This window comes from Lentzea sp. NPDC054927 (assembly GCF_053610285.1).
The window spans coordinates 175,335-188,967 of record NZ_JBSGXZ010000012.1; the positions used below are offsets into that span (position 1 = coordinate 175,335).

Genomic DNA, 13,633 nt, shown 5'->3' on the forward strand with positions numbered 1-13,633 from the left:
GGTCGCTCACCGAGCACAAAGCATTACGAAGGGTCGGAACCCCGGAACGCGCCCCACCACAGGCCCAGCACGGCGGCGATCACCGTCGCCGTGATCCAGCCGGTGAAACCGGTGCCGTCGAGGTAGGCCCAGAACAGGCCGACGAACGGCGCGGGCACCATGAACACCGCGTCCACCCGCAGCTGGGCGAGCAGGCCACGCGGCGCGCGGGTCTCCGGGTCGGGCTGCACCGGGTTGTCGAGACGCCTGCCCCGCGGGTGTTTGGTCACGGCCCTGCCGGACGGGTAGAGGGTGACGCCGTCCACGAGAGCGACGCGCCCGCCCCGCAGTTCGACGTCGACCGGCGACGGCAGCGTCACGAGCACCGGGTCGTAGTAGACCGGCAGCCAGCGCTCAGTCGGCCCGTCGATCTCCAGCCACGACCGGACCATCAGACCGGACTGCAACCGGATCCGCCGCACCGGCACGGTGACCGCGGCAGAACGCGCGGAACGAACGGAGAGCAGCACCCGCACCACGCCGGCGAAGAGCACCAGCAGCGCCACCGCGAGCGAGAACGTCACGCCGCCCAGCGCGCGATCGGCGTCCACGAACAGGTTCGAGCCGGGAATCACCGCACGCGACGGGTCCGCGGGATCGAACGCCACCTGCGTCTGCCGCCCCACGAACCTCGCACCGTCCTCGTACGGGACGCGCGCCGACCCCGAAGGCCACCGCACCTCGACCGCACCGTCCGAATAGGACACCACCTCACCGACCTCGCGGGAGGTCAACGAGGACAAGGCAGCGCGTGAGTCCGAATAGGACAGCCACGCGAGCAGGCCGACCACGAGGCAGACGAACAGCACGATCGCCGTGGCGAGAACACCATGACGCAGCGCGCGAACCCGGGAACGCAGCAAGAGAAGCTCCAAACAGAAACGAACGGCCCGGCGGGAAGCCCGCCGGGCCGTTCAACAGCTAACTACACATCACTCGGTGAAGCCCATGTGGATGTAGTCGTACGGACGGTTCGCGTACGCGACGGCGCCCATGTTGGCCACGTTGCTCTTGATCGCGACCGCGCCGGGCAGCTGGTACAGCGGCAACTGCGCGCCCAGCTCCCAGATCTTCTTGTCGGCCTCGTTGGCCAGCTCCAGGCGCTTGGTGTCGTCGAGCTCACCGTTCGCCTGCTCGAGCAGCTTGTTGACCTCGTCCGAGCCGATGCGACCGTAGTTCTGGTTGGTGCTGGCCGGGTCGAGGGTGTAGATGCCCTTGCTGTCCGAGATCGGCGTGGCCGAGGCCAGCCAGCGGAAGCCGGTCATGTCGAAGTTGCCGACGTTGACGAACTGCTTGAAGAAGTCGGTCGACGGCACGGCCTGGATGTCGACCTTGGCGCCGATCTCCTTCAGCTGCGACTGCACGAGCTTCGCGATCTGATCGGAAGTCGGGTTCGGCGTCGGAATGACGTACCGGACCACCAGCTCCTTGCCGTCCTTCTTGCGGGTCTCGCCCTCGAGCTTCCAGCCCAGCTCGTCGAGCTGCTTCTTCGCCGCTTCCTTGTCGAACGAGGCGACGGCCGAGTTGTCCTTGTAACCGGCGGAGCCCAGCAGGAAGAAGTGGTTACCGGTGACCTGCGCGTCGCCCTTGATCATCTGGCCGAGGAGGGCCTTGGTGATGGTCTTGGTGTCGATGCCGCGGGTCAGCGCGACGCGGAGCTTCGCGTCCTTGAGGATCGAGGAGTCCGCACCGTTGAAGGTGATGTGCGAGTAGTCCGGCGTGATGGCCTGACGGATCGTCACACCCTGCATCGACTTGGCACGCGTGAAGTTGTCGATGCTCGAGCCGATGTCGAAGTAGTCGATCTGGCCGTTGGCGAGGGCGTCCGCGAGCGCGGGGCGGTCGACCTGACGGAACGTGATCTTCTCGAGCTTCGGCTTGTCGCCCCACCAGGCGGAGTCACGGACGACCGTGACGAGCTTGGCGGTGCGGTCGATCGTGCCGATCTTGAACGGACCGGCGGTGATCTTCGGCGCGTCGGCCCAGCCCTTGTTGAACTCCTCGGCCGAGGCGGACATGGCCTTCGGGTAGAGCGGCGAGAACAGGCCACCCTTCCACTCGGCGAACTTCTTCTTGAAGGTCACCTTGACGTCCTGGTCGGACGCGCCCTTCTCGACCTTCTCGATGTCCTCGTAGCCGGTGGTGCCGGCGACCTCGTAGGCCTTGTCGGTCCCGTTGAGGGACTTCCACATGGCCTCGAAGTCCTCCCACGACAGCGGCTTGCCGTCGGACCACTTGGCCTTCGAGCTGATCTTGAACTCGAGGACCTGCGGGTCGCTGGAGGCGAGCTTCGCGTCGTCGAGGTAGTCCTTGTTGACCTCGATCGTCGAGTCGGCCTTCTGCTTGAACAGGTTGGGCATCAACGTGTCGATCATGCGACGACCGTCGGCGTTGGTGCCGTCGAGCTGGTTGTAGTTCCAGTTGTCCGGCAACTGGTCGACGGGCCAGCGGAACTCTCCGCCGTCCTTGACCTTGGACGCGTCCTGCGGGTTGATGTCCGCCTGGCCGATCGCGTTGTCCGCGCCCTTGAGCCCGGAATCGGTCTTGCTGGGCCCCCCACACGCGGTAAGCGTGAGGGCGACCGCGGCCAGGGCGATCACTCCCACCTTGGTACGTCGACTCACTGTCGTGAACCTCCCTCGTGCCCGGACACCAGTTGCCGGGGACACTGTTCCTTCGTGCTCGCAGGCCATCTTCTGAGGCGACGGATGCATCAGAGGACCTGACGGATCTGAGCGAAGTGGCAGGCGGCCTCGTGGTCGGGGGCCTGCGTTTCGCGCGGTGGTTCCAGCTCGATGCACGTGCGCTGCTTCTCGGGAGGCAGCGACGCGTGCAGGAAGCATCGGGTGCGGAACCGGCAGCCGGACGGCGGGTTCGCCGGGCTCGGCAGGTCGCCGGTCAGGAGAATCCTCTCCCGCTGGCGTTCCTTCACGGGGTCGGGAATCGGGATCGCCGACAGCAGAGCCTGCGTGTACGGGTGACGCGGTGCGTCGAACACCGAGTCCACCTCGCCGATCTCGACGATCTTCCCGAGGTACATCACGGCCACCCGGTCCGCGATGTGGCGCACCACCGACAGGTCGTGCGCGACGAACAGGTAAGCCAGGCCCAGCTTGGACTTCAGCTCCTCCAGCAGGTTGATGACACCTGCCTGGATGGACACGTCCAGCGCCGACACCGGCTCGTCGAGCACGACGAGCTTCGGTTCGAGCGCGAGGGCCCGTGCGATGCCGATGCGCTGACGCTGACCGCCGGAGAACTCACCGGGGTAGCGCGACAGCTGCTCGGGACGCAGGCCCACGAGCCGCATCAGCTCCGGCACGCGCCGGTTGATCTCGTCCTTGGCGTAGCCGTGGACCTGCATCGGCTCGGCGATGACGTCGTTGATCGTCAGGCGCGGGTCGAGCGAGGCCATCGGGTCCTGGAAGACCACCGACATGTCGCGGCGGATCTCGAAGCGGCGCTTCGAGTCCAAAGAGGACACGTTGGTGCCGAGGACCGAGATCTCGCCGCCCATCGGCTTTTCCAGGCCGAGGATCTCCATCAGGGTCGTGGTCTTGCCACAGCCCGACTCGCCGACCAGGCCGAGGGTCTCGCCCTCGCGGACGTCGAACGTGATGCCCGCGACGGCGTGCACGGTGCCGACGCGGCGCTTGAACACCACGCCCTTGTTGACCGCGTACTCCTTGACCAGGTTGTCGAGGCCCAGCACGATGTCGCGCTGCTCGCGCGGCACCTTGGCGATCTCGGCCTCTTCGACGACCTCGGCACCGAAGATCTCGGCGGCCGCCTCGGCGCCCTCGGCGTCGGTGGCGGCGATCTCGCCGGTCCTGATGCACGCGGCCTGGTGCTCGTCCGACCCGTCGACGTCGATCAGCGGCGGCTCGGCGGTGTGGCAGGCGTCGACGACCATCGGGCAGCGCGGCGCGAACGGGCAACCTGGGGGAAGGTCCGTGAGCGACGGCGGCTGGCCGGTGATCGGCACGAGCGCCTGCTTCTCGCCGACGTCGAGGCGCGGGATCGAGCCGAGCAGGCCGAGCGTGTACGGCATGCGCGGCCGCTCGTAGATCTCGTCGACCTTGCCCTTTTCGACGGCACGGCCCGCGTACATGACCATCAGCCGGTCCGCGAACCCGGCGACGACGCCGAGGTCGTGGGTGATGATCACGATGCCCGCGCCGGTGACCTCCTGCGCGGTCTCGAGCAGCTGCAGCACCTGCGCCTGCACCGTCACGTCGAGCGCGGTGGTCGGCTCGTCGGCGATGATCAGGTCGGGGTCGTTGGCGATCGCCATGGCGATCACCGCGCGCTGCCGCATGCCGCCCGAGAACTCGTGCGGGAACGCCTTGGCGCGGTCGGCGGCGTTCGGGATGCCGACCAGGTCGAGCAGTTCGACCGCGCGCTTGGCGGCGCCCGACTTGGACACGGCGCCCTTGCGGTGCACCAGGATCGCCTCGGCGATCTGGTCGCCGACGGTGTAGACCGGCGTCAGCGCGGACAGCGGGTCCTGGAACACCATCGAGATGCGCCGGCCGCGGATCTTCGACAGCTCGGTGTCGCCGCGGCCGATGAGCTCGCGGCCCTGGAACTTGATGGAACCGCCGATGCGCGCCGACGAGGGCAGCAGGCCCATGACGGCGAGCGACGACACGGACTTGCCCGAACCGGACTCGCCGACGATGCCGAGCACCTCGCCGGGTGAGACGTGGTAGCTCAGCCCGCGCACGGCGTGCACTCGGCCGGACTCGCTCGGGAAGGACACGTGAAGGTCCTCGACCTGCAGAACCGGCCCTTCGACGACCGGGTCGGCCGGAGTGTCGAACTGGATCTCCGAGGTGGTCATCAGGCGGCCTTCTCCTTGGTTTCCTTCTTCTCCTTGCGGCGCACTCGCGTGGAGGTGGGGTCGAGCGCGTCACGAAGCCCGTCGCCGACCCAGTTCACCGCCAGCACGAACACGACGAGGAAGCCCGCCGGGAACAGGAACAGCCACGGGAAGGTCGTCACGGACTCGGCGTACAGGCCGATCATGGTGCCGAGCGAGACGTCGGGCGACTGGACGCCGAACCCGAAGAAGCTCAGGCCCGTCTCGGCGAGCACCGCCGAACCGACGTTGATGGTCGCGTCGATGATCAGCAGTGACGCCATGTTCGGCACGATGTGCTTGGCGATGATCTTGCGCGCCGGCTGGCCCATGAACTTGGCCGCCTTCACGAACTCGCGTTCCTTCAGCGTCAGCGTCATGCCGCGCACGATGCGGGCGGTGATCATCCACTGGAACGCCGCCAGCATGATCACCAGCAGCCACCACGACTTGCCGCGGAACCACGGGCTCAGGATCGCGATGATCAGGAACGACGGCAGCACCAGCAGCAGGTCGACGACCCACATGAGCGCCTTGTCGGCGACACCGAGGAAGTAGCCGGCCGCCGCACCGACGATCGCGGCGATGGTGGTCGAGATCAGCGCCACGAGCAGGCCGATGATCAACGACTTCTGCAGCCCGCGCATGGTCAGCGCGAACATGTCGGTACCGATCTTGTCGGTGCCGAAGATGTGCTCGGAGTAGGGCGGTTCCAGGAACGCCGAGTAGTCCTGGGTGTCGTAGGTCCACTTCGACAGAAGCGGGCCCACGAACGCCATCACGTACATCACGGCGATGACAACCAGGCCGATCAGCGCCAGCTTGTTGCGCAGGAAGCGGATGAACACGAGCCTGCCGCGCGTCATCGCCTTTTCGGGTTCAGGCGCCGCGTCGACGGGGCTGCCCGAGGCGGCACCGGTGGTTCCGGCGGCGTCGCCCTCGTTGAGGATCACGGTCACGTCGTCGTCACCTTGCCTAGTTCACACGGATTCGGGGGTCGAGCGCGGCGTACAGCACGTCGGCGAGCCAGCCGGAGAACAGCACGCAGACCGCGACGAAGAGCGTCACCGTCGCAGTGATGTTCGCGTCCTGAGACCCGATGCCGACGACCAGCCAGTCACCCATGCCGTACCAGGTGAAGATCTTCTCCGTGAACGTGCCACCGACGACGAGCAGGCCGAACCCGAACGCGAACAGCGTCGCCATCGGGATCAGCGCGGTGCGCAGGCCGTGCTTGAACAGCGCCTTGCGGCGGGTCAGCCCCTTGGCCTGGGCGGTGCGCAGGAAGTCGCTGCCGAGCACGTCGAGCATCGACGAGCGCTGGTAGCGGCTGTAGAAGGCGATCTGGCCGAGCGCGATCGAGAGCGTCGGCAGGATCAGGTGCTGCAACCGGTCACCGAGCTGCTCGAGCCAGTTGCCCTGGAAGCCCGGTGTCGTCTCACCGACGAAGATCAGCACGTTGGTGCCGATCGAGTCGTTGAGGCTCTGCGCGCCCAGCTTGAGCAGCGGGCCCAGCACCAGGACCGGCATGGACAGCAATATGAAGCTGAACAGGGTCGCGAAGTAGTCGCTGAACTTGTACTGCCGGATCGCGCTCACCACACCGAGGAGCACGCCGAACAGGATGCCGACCGTGATGCCGATCAGGAACAGCCTCAAGCTCACGCCGATGCGCCTGCCGAGTTCGTCGGTGATCGGGCGGTCCGCGACGGTACGACCGAAGTCGCCCTGAACCACACCGCTCATCCAGGTGACGAACCTCTGCGGGATCGGCTGGTCGAGGTGCAGGTCTCGTTTCTTCGCCTCGATCGATGCCGCAGGAGGCGGTGGGTTGCGTTGTTGCAACACCCCGATCGGGTCAAAGGTGGCGGAGGCCAACGTGAACGCCAGGAACGTTGCCACAAGGGCAAGCACCACGTAGTTGACCAACCGCCGCAACAGAAATCCGGCCACCCGTGTTCAGTCCTCTCCCCGGTGGTTGCGACGTCGGCACACTGGATTGCAGTGGACGAGTTGCAAGAGATTAACCGCCGATCTGGCGGACCGCCGCCCACCCCCACGATTCGCAGGGGCCCACTGACCGGGCCATAGTCACCCATGCGTGGCGAAAAGGACGGCCGAACAGCCACATCAACAGTTGACCCTCGGCAATTGTGTGTCCAAGCGTGACCATTGTGCGTCCAGATCGCCGCATTCACCGTGAAGTTCTGTCGCGGCGCGGATGGATGTGACGCATCCGGGTGAATGCAATGACCGGAAGATGTGGGACAAGCAGCGCAATGTGATCGAAAACCGGCCATCACGCTGCGAAGCGCCTTATGCGTGCACGGTCACTGTATCGATCACTGGGCTGTCCAGCGCACCGGCAGCTCCGCCACCCCGCCGACCAGCTGTTCCGTCCGCGGGCGGAGTTCGGCCACGTCGACCGCTAGACCGAACGCCGTGAAGCGCGTCACAAGCGCTCCGAACAATTCGGTCAGCTCGACCCTGGCGAGGGGCGCGCCGACGCAGAACCGGAAGCCGTGCCCGAACGTGAGGTGGGGGTTGGACTCGCGCCGGGTGAAGGCGGCGGGGTCCGGGAACCTCGCCTCGTCTCGATTGGCCTGCTCGACGCCGAGCAGCACCAGGTCGCCTTGGGCGATTCGTACTCCTTCGACGTCGATGTCGGCCAGCGCGTAGCGGGGCAGGCCGGAGTCCTCGGACCGCGTCGACACCGGTGAGCGGTGGCGCAGGATCTCCTCGACGACGTCCGGGATGCCACCGGGGTCTGCCCGGAGCGCGTCCCACTGACCGGGGTTGAGGCTGAGCAGCATGACGCCGCGGTCGGCGGCGGCGACCGTGGTCTCGTGGCCCGCGAACAGCAGACCCGCGCTGAGCTGCGCGATCTCCTCCTCGCGGCTGTCCGGGTTCGCTTCGATCATGCGGGTGATGACGTCGTCGCCAGGTTCCTTCTTCTTCCGTGCGACGAGTTCGCCCATGTACTCCCACAGCCGCGCGAAGCCTTGGAGCGACTTCTGCTCGTCGTTGAGCGTGCTCATGGCTTCCGACCAGACCCGGAACTCGGCGCGATCGCCGGCGGGGACACCCAGGAGTTCGCAGATCACCAGCACCGGCAGAGGGAACGACACCGCCTCGTGGAAGTCTGCGGGCTGGTCCTGGGTGACCAGGTCGTCGAGCAGGGTGTTCAGCAGGTGCCGCACGCGTGGACGCATCGACTCCATGTTCTTGGCGGAGAACGACGGCGCGAGCATCCTGCGCATCCACGCGTGCCGCTCGTTCTCCTCCTCCGCGGTGGCTTTGTGCGGTTTGCCGAGGATCGCCGAGTTGGTGAACCTCGGCGCGTTGTCCGGGTCGGCGTGGCCACGGCCGAGCCTGCGGTCCGCCAGCAGGGTTTTGACCAGGTCGTAGTTGGTGACCAGCCAGGCCTCGTCGCCGGCCGGTGTGGGTACGCGCTTGATGGTCATCGGTTCTTCCCTCAAAGTCCGTCGCATACGACGCGTCGCATCCAACGTACTCCGGCCCTACACTGCGCGCCATGGTCGACGAGAGTGCTTTCCGGGACGCGGAGTCTGTGATGGCGCATCTGCGCGCGTTGCGGCAGGAGTTGCTGACCACGTCGATCGAACCGACCGGTGACCAGGCCCGCAGCGGGCTCACCGGTCCGCAGGTCAGCCTGGTCAGGTCACTGGTGACCGAGGGGTCCGCGACGGTCACGGAGCTGGCGCGGCGGCTGAGCCTGTCGCATTCCACGACGTCCGGGATCGTGGATCGGCTGCAGGCGCGCGGGTTGGTGACGCGGGAGACCGACCCGGATGACCGCCGCTTCACACGGGTGCAGGTGACCGCGCCGGTGCAGGGTTACACGCGGGAGATCACGGAAGGCCCGTACGGACGGCTGACCCGCGCGCTCGACGCGGCGTCTCCTGCCGAGCGGAAAGCGGTGCTCGACGGGTTGGAGACGTTGCGCGCGTTGCTCTCTAGGTGAGGCGCCAGAGACGGCCGCCCGCGATCACGAACACCTGATCGCCGGCCTTCTCCGCCGCCACGACCTCGCCGCTCGGCCCGTCCGCGGGGCGTTCGTCCTTTTCGGACACGAGCTTGACGCCGTTGTGGTCGATGAACAGCGTCGGGGTGCCGTTGACCGGGACGGGTGCGGCGAGGTTCTGGTTGTCGCTGACCGGGATGTCCGGTGTGGCCAGCTTCTTCCAGTCCGTGCCTGAGCCCGACCACCAGGCGAGCTTGCCCTTGGCGCGGCCGACGACGTGGCAGGTGCCGTCCCAGCAGCGGGCGGCGAGCGCGGCGTCGCCGTCCGGGAGGGTGGCGGTGGTCCAGGTCTTGCCGTCGTACTGCCAGACGGCCGCGCTCACGGTGCCCTTGGCGATCTGCCAGCCGGCAACGAGTGCGCCGGCGCCGTTCTCGGTGACGGCGAGCGGGAAGCGCAGGAGTTCCTGCGAGCTCTCCAGGACGGTGCCGGCGGAGGGCTGGCGGGTCCAGGTGTCCGCCGCGTAGGTCCAGGCCGCGAGGTCGAGGCCTGCCTTGGCGCTCTGCCAGGTGCCGATGATCTGCGGGCCCTGGGGCGTGCGGACCACGCCGATCAGTTCGCCCGCGCCGTAGCCGCCGAACGTGCTGAAGGCCTGCGGTTTTTCGACGATCTGGCGGGTGTCGCCGGTCCAGGCGCTCCAGCGGACGTTGCCGTGCGCGCCGCCGCGTTCGCCGCCGACGCCGGTGATCGTGGTGCCGTCGGAGGTGATGCCGTACCAGTGCGCTTCTTTGCCGTACGGGGTCGCCGGGGTGAGCCGGACGTTGGTGAGCTTGCCGTCTTTGGTGCGCGTGGCCAGTTCCGGGTGGTCGGACGGGCGGGTGCCGATGACCAGCATGTCGCCGTGCGTGGCCAACGCTTCCGGGGTGGCCGTGAGGTCGACGGCGGTGAAGCCGACTCCGTTGCCCCCGCCGGAGGAGCAGCCGGTGAGGACGAGCAAAACCGCGAGCATCAACCTCCGCATGCGGGCCAGTATGACCACATGCGGCCCGAACCCGGTCAGGTGTTGCACTTCTCCGAAGATCCTTCGATCACCCGGTTCGTGCCGCACCTGGCGGCCACCGCGCAGCAGCCCGGCGAGTACGTGTGGGCCGTGGACGCCGGCCGCTCCCCCGACTACTGGTTCCCGCGGCAGTGCCCGCGGGCGATGGCGTGGACGATCTCCGGCACGTCGGCGGCGGACCGCGACCGGATCATCGGGCCCGGCTGCGGTGATCGGGTGCACGCCGTCGAGTACGGGTGGCTGGAGCGCATGCGGATCGTGCGGCTGTACGCGTACAGGTTGCCCGCCGAGGTGTTCCGGCCGTTCGCGGAGAAGGGCGACGGTCGTGGGCACGCCGTGGTGGCGACGGAACCGGTGTTGCCGCTCGGTCCCGCCGAACGGGTCGGCGACCTGTTCGCGCTGCACGAGGAGGCGGGGATCGGGCTGCGGGTGCTGCCGAACCTGTGGCCGTTCTGGGACGCGGTGTCCACCAGCTCGCTCGGGTGGAGCGGGATCCGGTTGCGAAACGCTCTCCCGCGTTCAGTGGAATGATCAGCGCCCATGCGGGTGCTGCTGGTGGAGGACGACGAGCCGATCGCGGAATCGCTCACGCGCGGGCTGTCCCGTTACGGGTTCGAGGTCCGTTGGGTGCGCACGGGTGCGGAGGCGCTCACCGCCGATGACTTCGTCTTGGCGCTCGTCGACCTCGGGCTGCCAGACATGGACGGCTTGGACGTCTGCCGTGAGCTGCGTGCGCGCGGGGACGTGCCGATCATCGTGATCAGCGCACGGTCCGACGAGGTCGATCGGGTCGTGGGGCTTGAGATCGGTGCGGACGACTACGTCACCAAACCGTTCGGCGTGCGCGAGGTCGTCGCACGGATGCGGGCGGTCCTGAGGCGTACCCAGCCCACGCAGAAAGAACCTGCGCAGGAGCACGGGCGGTTGCGGATCGATCGGCGTGGGCGGCGGGTGCACCTCGATGGTGCCGAGGTGGAGCTGGCGCCGAAGGAGTTCGACCTGCTGGCGTTCCTGGCCGAGGAGCCGGGCGCGGTGTTCACCCGCGAGCAGATCATGGAGGCGGTGTGGGACGAGAACTGGTTCGGCCCCACCAAGACGCTGGACGTGCACGTGGGGGTGCTGCGCCGCAAACTCGGTGACGCGGCGTCGCTGGAAACGGTGCGGGGCGTGGGATTCCGGCTGGTGCTCCCGTGATCCGTCAACTCGTCTGGAGCTACGTGCTGCTGGTCGCGATCGCGATCGCGGCGTTCACCGTGCCGGTGGCGTTCACCCTGAACAACCAGCTGTTCGGCGACGCGGAGAACACCGCCCGGCGCGAGGCCGAGACCGCCGCGCTGCTGCTGGCGTCGGGCGACACCAGGTCGTTGAGCGCGCTGGTGGACGCCTACGAACGCCAGACGCCCGGCCAGATCGACGTGCTCGGGCCAGAACCCGAGAACAAGGTCTGGGACGCCGAGGGGCTGAAGCTCACCGTGCAGGCACGGAAGCCGGACGGCACGGTCGTGGGCGCCATCCGGCTGTCCTATCCGGACGGTCCGATCATCGACAGACTGTGGTACATCTGGGGTTTCCGCGCACTGCTCGCGGTGGGTGTGCTGATCGTGGCGGCGTTCCTCGGGCTGTGGCTGGCGCGGCGGGTCACCCGGCCGTTGCGCGAGCTGACCGGCATGGCGGCGCGGCTGCGGGACGGCGACCTGACCGCGCGCGCCGAGGAGACCGGGCCGCCCGAGACCCGCACGCTCGCCAGGACGTTGAACACCGCCGCCGAGACCATCGGCACGCTGGTCCGTTCGCAGCGGGCGTTCATCGGTGACGCCTCGCACCAGCTGCGCACCCCGCTGACGGCGTTGCGGCTGTCGCTGGACAACGTGGCCGACGGCGTCGACGACCCGCACACCCGCGAGGACGTCGAGATGGCGACCGCCGAGGTCGTGCGGATGTCACGGCTGGTCAACGGCTTGCTGGCGCTGGCGCGGGCCGAGGCCGACGTCGCCCATCCCGAACCCGTGCAGGTGCTGGACGTCGTCGCCGAACGGTTCACCGCCTGGCGCGCCGCCGCCGACGAACGGTCGATCGCGCTGGTGTCCGAGGGTTTCGACATCCGGGTCCTCGCGACGCCGGGGCACCTCGAGCAGGTGCTGGACAACGTGCTGTCCAACGCGCTGGAGGTGTCCCCGGACGGCGCCACGATCCTGGTGCGCACCACCCGGCCGGGCCTGCTGGAGATCATCGACTCCGGACCCGGGCTGCCGTCAGCCGATCGCGCGCGGGCGTTCGACCGGTTCTGGCGCGGTCAGGGCCTGACCGGCAAGGGCGGGTCCGGTCTCGGCCTCGCGATCGTGAAGCAGCTCGTCACCGACGACGGCGGCGCGGTGTCGCTCGACGCCGCGTCCGGTGGCGGGCTGTGCGTGCGGATCAGACTTGCTCCGGCATCGCCGACGAGTGGTGGTTCACGATGAGCCAGTTCCCGTCGATCTTCTCGTAGACGAACGTGTAGCGAGCGTCCACAGTGGTCGGCTTGCCGTCCTTGGTGAGCGCGAACCGGTAGGTGCCCGCGTCGATCGCGTCGTCGGCGTCGAGCACCGCGATGTGCGAGTCGAGGATGGTGCCGCTCGGCTTGTTCTGCAGGAAGTGCTCGAAGTAGTCGACGATCTCGGCGCGCGTGGACCGCACCTGGTTCGACACCGTGGGCAGCAGGACCGCGTTCGGAGCGTAACGGTCGGCCACCTTCTGGGCGTCACCCGTGGCGAGGGCCGCGTTCCAGTCGGCGAACAGTGCCTTGATCTGGTCGTTCGTCGGCATCGGGTCCTGCTTGGTGGCTTCTGCCGCTGTTCCGGCACATCCGGTCACCAGCAGGGCGGCTCCGGCCAGTGCGACGACTCCGGCGAAACGGTTGCGCATCGTGTGGTTCTCCCCGATCGAGTGGCTGTTGAACACCACTTTCGGGTAACGCACGGAAGTGCCCGGGCAGGAGAAGTGCAGGAGAACGCCAAGATCAGGACAAGGTTTCCGCAAGCCTGGTAAACCTGGACGTATGGGACTTCTCAGCGGAATGATGGGGAACGCGTCGAAGCTCGACCCGCGGGACGCCGCGAAGGAGTTCGGGCGGCTTCTGGCGCAGGGGGAACAGATCCACGCGGCCTACCAGCTGATGCGCGACTCGTTCCTGTTCACCGACCGGCGGCTCATCCTGGTCGACAAGCAGGGCATGACGGGCAAGAAGGTCGAGTACCACTCAGTGCCGTACAAGGCGATCACGCAGTTCTCCGTCGAGACGGCCGGCACCTTCGACCTGGACGCGGAGCTGAAGATCTGGATCTCCAGCAGTGACGTGCCGATCTCCAAGCAGTTCGGCAAGGGAGTCGACGTGTACGAGGTGCAGGCGCTGCTCGCGGCATTCGTGGCGCGGTAGGGAACCCAGCGCCACCGCGAGCTCGGCCAGCGCGACGATGAGCGCGGTGGCCAGGTGGCTGGTGTCCAGCAGGACGTTCAGCGCCGTCACGATCACGGGCGCGACCCGGCTGCGGACCAGCACTCGCATGATGACGGTGGCGCAGCGGGTGGTGGACATTTCCGTTCCCTTCCAAGGATTTCGCCTTCACAGATACGTCGAACCAGACCCGCTCGTTTCGACATGTCCAGGCAGGAAATCCAAGCCGCACAACGAAAAATCCCCCGCCGGCACGTGGCC

General features: G+C 67.7%; 14 protein-coding genes. 6 read left to right on the forward strand and 8 right to left on the reverse strand.

Annotated elements, in window-relative coordinates:
• Positions 1-23: 23 nt before the first annotated feature.
• From ACWGE0_RS19625 to ACWGE0_RS19650, 6 genes are all read right to left on the reverse strand, one after another.
• Positions 24-902 carry a hypothetical protein gene (locus ACWGE0_RS19625; protein ID WP_452262314.1) on the reverse strand — a complete coding sequence of 293 codons (879 nt, stop codon included), beginning with the start codon at positions 900-902 and terminating at the stop codon, positions 24-26.
• Between the two features lie 69 nt (positions 903-971).
• Positions 972-2,663, reverse strand: a complete 1,692-nt coding sequence (locus tag ACWGE0_RS19630) for an ABC transporter family substrate-binding protein (protein WP_452262315.1) — start codon at positions 2,661-2,663, stop codon at positions 972-974.
• Between the two features lie 89 nt (positions 2,664-2,752).
• Positions 2,753-4,882 carry a dipeptide ABC transporter ATP-binding protein gene (locus tag ACWGE0_RS19635; RefSeq protein ID WP_452262316.1) on the reverse strand — a complete coding sequence of 710 codons (2,130 nt, stop codon included), beginning with the start codon at positions 4,880-4,882 and terminating at the stop codon, positions 2,753-2,755.
• Positions 4,882-5,859 (reverse strand): ABC transporter permease, encoded by a 978-nt coding sequence (locus ACWGE0_RS19640; protein ID WP_452262317.1) that lies wholly within the window; start codon positions 5,857-5,859, stop codon positions 4,882-4,884. The genes ACWGE0_RS19635 and ACWGE0_RS19640 overlap by 1 nt, the downstream gene beginning before the upstream one ends.
• A 16-nt stretch (positions 5,860-5,875) precedes the next feature.
• A complete protein-coding gene (locus tag ACWGE0_RS19645) occupies positions 5,876-6,853 on the reverse strand; it encodes an ABC transporter permease (RefSeq protein ID WP_452262318.1) in 978 nt (325 codons plus the stop codon).
• A gap of 389 nt (positions 6,854-7,242) precedes the next feature.
• Positions 7,243-8,364 (reverse strand): cytochrome P450, encoded by a 1,122-nt coding sequence (locus tag ACWGE0_RS19650; protein ID WP_452262319.1) that lies wholly within the window; start codon positions 8,362-8,364, stop codon positions 7,243-7,245.
• Between the two features lie 71 nt (positions 8,365-8,435).
• Between ACWGE0_RS19650 and ACWGE0_RS19655 the strand changes: the two genes are divergently transcribed.
• Positions 8,436-8,885, forward strand: a complete 450-nt coding sequence (locus ACWGE0_RS19655) for a MarR family winged helix-turn-helix transcriptional regulator (protein WP_452262320.1) — start codon at positions 8,436-8,438, stop codon at positions 8,883-8,885.
• On the opposite strand, the gene ACWGE0_RS19660 is transcribed toward ACWGE0_RS19655, so the two are convergent.
• A complete protein-coding gene (locus ACWGE0_RS19660; RefSeq protein WP_452262321.1) occupies positions 8,878-9,903 on the reverse strand; it encodes a hypothetical protein in 1,026 nt (341 codons plus the stop codon). The two genes, ACWGE0_RS19655 and ACWGE0_RS19660, sit on opposite strands and share 8 nt — an antisense overlap.
• An 18-nt stretch (positions 9,904-9,921) precedes the next feature.
• Between ACWGE0_RS19660 and ACWGE0_RS19665 the strand changes: the two genes are divergently transcribed.
• The 3 genes from ACWGE0_RS19665 to ACWGE0_RS19675 are packed head-to-tail and all read left to right on the forward strand — an operon-like array spanning position 9,922 to position 12,401.
• Complete coding sequence (locus tag ACWGE0_RS19665) at positions 9,922-10,473, forward strand: DUF6886 family protein (protein WP_452262322.1); 552 nt, start codon at positions 9,922-9,924, stop codon at positions 10,471-10,473.
• A gap of 9 nt (positions 10,474-10,482) precedes the next feature.
• The gene (locus ACWGE0_RS19670; protein ID WP_452262323.1) at positions 10,483-11,136 is read left to right on the forward strand and encodes a response regulator transcription factor; all 654 of its coding nucleotides are present in this window, start codon (positions 10,483-10,485) and stop codon (positions 11,134-11,136) included.
• Entirely contained in the window at positions 11,133-12,401 is a 1,269-nt protein-coding gene (locus ACWGE0_RS19675; RefSeq protein ID WP_452262324.1) for a sensor histidine kinase, read from the forward strand. The genes ACWGE0_RS19670 and ACWGE0_RS19675 overlap by 4 nt, the downstream gene beginning before the upstream one ends.
• On the opposite strand, the gene ACWGE0_RS19680 is transcribed toward ACWGE0_RS19675, so the two are convergent.
• Positions 12,358-12,843, reverse strand: a complete 486-nt coding sequence (locus ACWGE0_RS19680; protein WP_452262325.1) for an SgcJ/EcaC family oxidoreductase — start codon at positions 12,841-12,843, stop codon at positions 12,358-12,360. The two genes, ACWGE0_RS19675 and ACWGE0_RS19680, sit on opposite strands and share 44 nt — an antisense overlap.
• Positions 12,844-12,976: 133 nt before the next feature.
• On the opposite strand from ACWGE0_RS19680, the gene ACWGE0_RS19685 reads away from it, so the two are divergent.
• Together ACWGE0_RS19685 and ACWGE0_RS19690 are read left to right on the forward strand one after the other, a co-directional pair.
• Positions 12,977-13,354: a PH domain-containing protein gene (locus ACWGE0_RS19685; protein ID WP_452262326.1), complete on the forward strand. Its 378-nt coding sequence runs from the start codon at positions 12,977-12,979 to the stop codon at positions 13,352-13,354.
• A 46-nt stretch (positions 13,355-13,400) separates the two neighbouring features.
• On the forward strand, positions 13,401-13,633 hold a 233-nt coding region (locus tag ACWGE0_RS19690), incomplete at its 3' end, for a hypothetical protein (protein ID WP_452262327.1).

Excerpts from the sequence above, each read along its gene's own strand:
- ACWGE0_RS19635 (WP_452262316.1), bottom strand. The coding sequence starts at position 4,882 with ATGACCACCTCGGAGATCCAGTTCGACACTCCGGCCGACCCGGTCGTC.
- ACWGE0_RS19650 (WP_452262319.1), bottom strand. The coding sequence starts at position 8,364 with ATGACCATCAAGCGCGTACCCACACCGGCCGGCGACGAGGCCTGGCTG.
- ACWGE0_RS19655 (WP_452262320.1), top strand. The coding sequence starts at position 8,436 with ATGGTCGACGAGAGTGCTTTCCGGGACGCGGAGTCTGTGATGGCGCAT.
- ACWGE0_RS19660 (WP_452262321.1), bottom strand. The coding sequence starts at position 9,903 with ATGCGGAGGTTGATGCTCGCGGTTTTGCTCGTCCTCACCGGCTGCTCC.
- ACWGE0_RS19665 (WP_452262322.1), top strand. The coding sequence starts at position 9,922 with ATGCGGCCCGAACCCGGTCAGGTGTTGCACTTCTCCGAAGATCCTTCG.
- ACWGE0_RS19670 (WP_452262323.1), top strand. The coding sequence starts at position 10,483 with ATGCGGGTGCTGCTGGTGGAGGACGACGAGCCGATCGCGGAATCGCTC.
- ACWGE0_RS19680 (WP_452262325.1), bottom strand. The coding sequence starts at position 12,843 with ATGCGCAACCGTTTCGCCGGAGTCGTCGCACTGGCCGGAGCCGCCCTG.
- ACWGE0_RS19685 (WP_452262326.1), top strand. The coding sequence starts at position 12,977 with ATGGGACTTCTCAGCGGAATGATGGGGAACGCGTCGAAGCTCGACCCG.